Here is a 4,544-nt window from a genome sequence, read left to right on the forward strand (position 1 = left end):
AGGACCAAAGTGACCCCGGTCCCGGGGAGGGACGGACTATACGTACCGCCGCGAATTCAAAGTTTTCACGAAAGCCTAAAACCAGCGATGATCCTCAGGACTTGGAAGCCGACACAGCGCCGAGCGACGGCGCATTATCGCCAGCCTGCGCGCAGCGCGCATCACCTTGCAGCACATCGATCAAATCACGCGACATCGCCGCAACGGTAAACCGCGCTCTGAAGGTAGCAACAGCCTGCGCACGCATCGTCTCGCGCGCAGCGGCATCGAGCGACAGCCAGCAGCTCAACGTCTCCTCAGTACCGTCAACGGTATCCGCCGCAACGAGCCCAGCCCCATCCTCAGCGACTTCGCGCCAAATATTGACCTTATCGGAGATCAGCACCGGCACACCGCAACCAAGCGCCTCGGCAACCGCGATGCCGAAATTCTCCTGATGCGACGGCAGCAGAAACGCATCGCTAGCATGGAACGCCCCCCATTTCAGATCGCCCTGCAGCATGCCCGGCCAGGTGATCCGCGAGGCGATACCAAGTTCATCGGCGAGCGTCTTGAGCTCGTTGCTCCACCCGACGCTATCCGGACCAGCGATGACGAGATGCGCGCCGGAATCGAGCGCGGCAGTTTTCGCGAACGCGCGGATCAGCAAATCGCAACCCTTCTTCGGATGAATGCGTCCGAGAAACAGCAGGACGCGCCGCTGCCTGAGCGCTGGAAACGCGGCCCAAAAGCGCTCGCGCAGACGCGCGGCGTCCGTGGGCGGCGAGGCCGTGCCGAACGACACGACTCGCTCGTTGGCGCGATAGAGCCAGAACGATTGCCGCGCGAGCAGGCGCTCCTCTTCGGCCGTGAAGAGCACGGCGCGCGCATCGCGCAGCACGCGATATTCGGCCCACGGCCAATAGAGCCATTTCTTCAGATGCTTGAGCGGATAGGTGTGCTTGAACCACGGGTCGAGCATGCCGTGCGGAAACACGTAATAGGGCACGTCGAGATCGTGCAGCGCTTTCCAAGCACCGTAGCTCTGGTATTGCCACAGACCGTTGACGATGACCGCGTCGAAACGCCGTGCTGCTTGGCGCAGCCACGGCACGAGACGCGGCGTGTAGCCGTAAAAGCCGTTTCCCGGTCCGAGCGCGGCAACGGGCAACGGAAAGTCCGCGACGAACGGCGCATCGGGCGCGTCGAGCGACGCGACTTCGACTTGATGCCCCATTGCAACGAGTTCGAGGCCGCTTTGGCGCACGCCTTCCGTCGGGCCGCCGGCCTTGGGATCGAGCGTCGCAAGCAAATGGAGGATTTTCATCGGCGTGCTCTTGTCGGTGGTCCGTGCGGGCGATGCGTCGTGCTGCGCAAAACGGCACTTCCCGCTCATACCGTCGGCTCGGTGCGTTCGAGCCGCCCTTGTGGTTCGACGGTGGTGTCGCGCGTCGGCGCGAAGTGGGGTTCGCGCCGCGGCTGAGACTTGCGCCGGCGTTCCTGCGGCGCCGCGCGATGCGGATGCGTGGCCGCGAGGCGCTTCAGTTGCACATACATCGCGATCATCAGCCCAAGCGACACGCCGAATACGAGCCCCGAAAAACGCGGGCCGAGCGGATTGCCGCCGATCGATGTCGCCGGCAGTGCGGCGGTCACGAGAATCGCGCGTCCGAGCACGGGCAGGTACGGGGCGGCTGGCGCGGTCGAGCGCCAGCGCCGGTACGTTCCGCAGCACTTGTAGAGCGCAATCAGCACGGCGATCGGCATCAGGATGCCGAACAACACGCCGCCCGCGAAGAACTGATACACCCAGAAGTTGTGGCCGGCCGCCCAGTCGTGGACCGCGTAGAAATCTTTCTTGCTCATCTGCCCGGCCAGGTCGGGCAGGTATTTCGGCGAGTAGTGATAGATGTGTCCGTAGCCGACGCCGGTGAGGATGGTCGTCGGCGACTCCATCGTCTGATCGTATTGATCCTGGATCTCGGCGAGACGGGTGATCGTGGTCGGGTCCTTGCCGGTCTTCGTATCTTCCGACGCGAACAGAATCCGCTGCGTCCAGTGCTGGCCGACGCCAGGGAACATCTGCATCCCCGCGAACGCCATCCCGATGATGACGACAGCCGTCGCGAACGCGCGCATGCCCGCGCGCACGAGGTAGCGGGGCGAAGGCGCGCTCATCCAGGTGGCGAGGGCGAACAAGAGCGCGGTGCCGACCAGCAAGCTACGCGTGACGCTCAGCAATTCGATGACGATGGTCCCCATGAAGAGCGCAAGCGTAAACGGCGTGAAGCGCTTGGCGATCACGAACTCGTGGAGCAGCACGGCTTGCAGCGCGAGAAACGTCGGCGACACGATCCGGTAACGCACGTCCTCGAGCGCGCCGCCGGTGGCCATCCCGTAGACGAACGTGAAGACGAGGCAGATGACGTTCGCCCAGAACATCGCCTTTTCGATCTGCTCGATGCGCGAGTCCTGCCACGGGCGGCAGCACGCGAGATAGCCGAGCATGAACAGCCCGAACGGCAGCAGCACGCGCATGTAGTTGCCAAAATCGTTGCCCTGGATCAGTTGCGTGATCACGCTCGCGGGCACGCACAAGATCAGCGAGAAGGTCACGAACGAGCGCAGCTTCGATCCCACGTTGAAGCGCGGCGCGATCAGCCAGAGCGCGAGGCCCGCGCCGAGCGTCGGCAAGGTCAGGAGAACTTGCGCAAGGTGACTCGAATTGTCGTCGACTGCCTTGTAGTCCATCGCGAGCGGACATAAGAACAGCCATATCCAGAGGTTCGCGTAGCTATTGCGCATGGCAGGTTCTCGTGCAACGGGGGGCTTGCCGGCAAACGCATGCCGGTACGTAGTGTCTCCCATAGATGCCGGTCCTCTCCCTGTGATTGGGCCTGCTATAACAGTGTGAGCAGGCCGCCTGAAAGCGCTCTCGAAGCGCCATTTTGTCGATCGACTATACCGCCAGCATGTAGCGTTCCCGCCCTGCGCGGCGTGAAAGAACTACGAATCGGCGTCCTGGGACTGATGGATTCCCCACAATCGCAGGCACGCGCATTGCTGCCATGTCGGCACCTGACGTGATGTTGGCGGACGAAGGAGGACGAGCCGAACGAAGATGCGAAAGCAGGTGAGTTTGAAACAATGGGATTAAGCAGACGATTGCGAATCCCGAAGGGGGAAGGCGAATGAAGTTTTTCGGGGGCGCAAATGATGTCGTGCGCGATCGGACGATCGAGCTGGACTTCGTGCGCGGCATAGCGATCATTGCCGTAATGGGGTTTCACTTCCATTCGGTCAACACCGGCTACTGGTTCATCCCGATCATCGAATACCCGCTGAAGAGCTTCGGCCGCGAAGGCGTGAACCTGTTCTTCACTCTAAGCGGTTTTCTCGTCGGCGGACTGTTGCTGCGCCAATACGCCCAGACGGGCCGTGTCGACGCACGCCGCTTCATCGTGCGGCGGATCTTCAAGATCTGGCCGGCCTACTACGTCCTGATCCTCTTTCACGTTCTCGCGGGGCGTCACCCGACCAGCACGTTCCTGTGGCAAAACCTGACGCACATGCAGAACTACTTCGGCACGTCGATCACTCAGACGTGGAGCCTCGCGGTCGAAGAGCACTTCTATCTGTTCCTGCCGGCTTTGCTGCTGCTGTTCGCGCACTGGCGCGTGCGCGCGAACACGATCCTCGCCGTGCTCGGCACGATCTGCGTGGCGGTGCTGATCGCGCGCTGCGTGGTGGTGGCGCAAGGCGATCTCGACGCGGCTTTCGCTTATACGCAGTACCGCATCGACAGCCTGCTCGCGGGCGTGATACTCGCCGTGTTCTATTGGATGAAGCCCGAGACGTACAAGCGTTTCGCGCAGAACAAAGGCTTGTTGCTTGCGCTGCTCGCGATGCTTGCCGCATGGCTCGTGCTCGCGACCAAGCACTTCGCAATCGACGAAAGCATCGGCTACACGATTCAGGCGATCGGCTATGTCGCGCTGATCGTGTTCGTGCTCGAGTATTCGGCGAAGATTCGCCGCTCGTTGGTGTTCCGCGCGGTGGCGTGGGTCGGCGTGTATTCGTACGGGATCTACCTTTGGCATTCGATCGCGCTCGCGCCGGGCGACATCCTGATTCACAAGACCGCGGCGCTCGGCGTGCCGCCGCTTATCGCGTGGGCGATCGTGCTATCGGGGCAGGCTGCGATTGCAATCGTCGTCGGCTATGTGACGACGCGCGTCGTCGAGTTCCCGTTCCTGATCCTGCGCAACAAGCTGTTCCCGGCGCGGCAGCAAGTGCTCGCCGTGGAAGCGGCGAAGGTGGAAAGTGCGCCGCAGGGCGAGGAAAAGGTGGAGGAGGTGCAGGCCGCTGTCGGTGGTGTCGGCAGACAGCCTTCGTGATGGGATGTTAGCGCTCGTTCTTTTGCCTGGGCTTTCGCGATAACTTTGAATTCGTGGTGGGTGCTGGGGTTGTGTCGTTTGCTTGGGTTTTCGTGAACACTTTGAATTCGCGGCGTTCCGTATAGTCCGTCCCTCCCCGGGACCGGGGTCACTTTGGTCCTTGCCCAA

3 protein-coding genes are annotated in these 4,544 nt (G+C 62.3%); 1 reads left to right on the forward strand and 2 read right to left on the reverse strand.

Annotated elements, in window-relative coordinates:
- Positions 1-94: 94 nt before the first annotated feature.
- Together AAHK20_RS33405 and AAHK20_RS33410 are read right to left on the reverse strand one after the other, a co-directional pair.
- Positions 95-1,306 (reverse strand): glycosyltransferase, encoded by a 1,212-nt coding sequence (locus tag AAHK20_RS33405; protein ID WP_449185787.1) that lies wholly within the window; start codon positions 1,304-1,306, stop codon positions 95-97.
- Positions 1,307-1,371: 65 nt separating this feature from the next.
- Complete coding sequence (locus AAHK20_RS33410) at positions 1,372-2,784, reverse strand: O-antigen ligase family protein (RefSeq protein WP_449185788.1); 1,413 nt, start codon at positions 2,782-2,784, stop codon at positions 1,372-1,374.
- A gap of 386 nt (positions 2,785-3,170) precedes the next feature.
- Between AAHK20_RS33410 and AAHK20_RS33415 the strand changes: the two genes are divergently transcribed.
- Positions 3,171-4,376, forward strand: a complete 1,206-nt coding sequence (locus AAHK20_RS33415; protein ID WP_449185789.1) for an acyltransferase family protein — start codon at positions 3,171-3,173, stop codon at positions 4,374-4,376.
- The last annotated feature ends 168 nt before the right edge of the window (positions 4,377-4,544 follow it).

It is taken from the genome of Trinickia camelliae, from assembly GCF_053525655.1.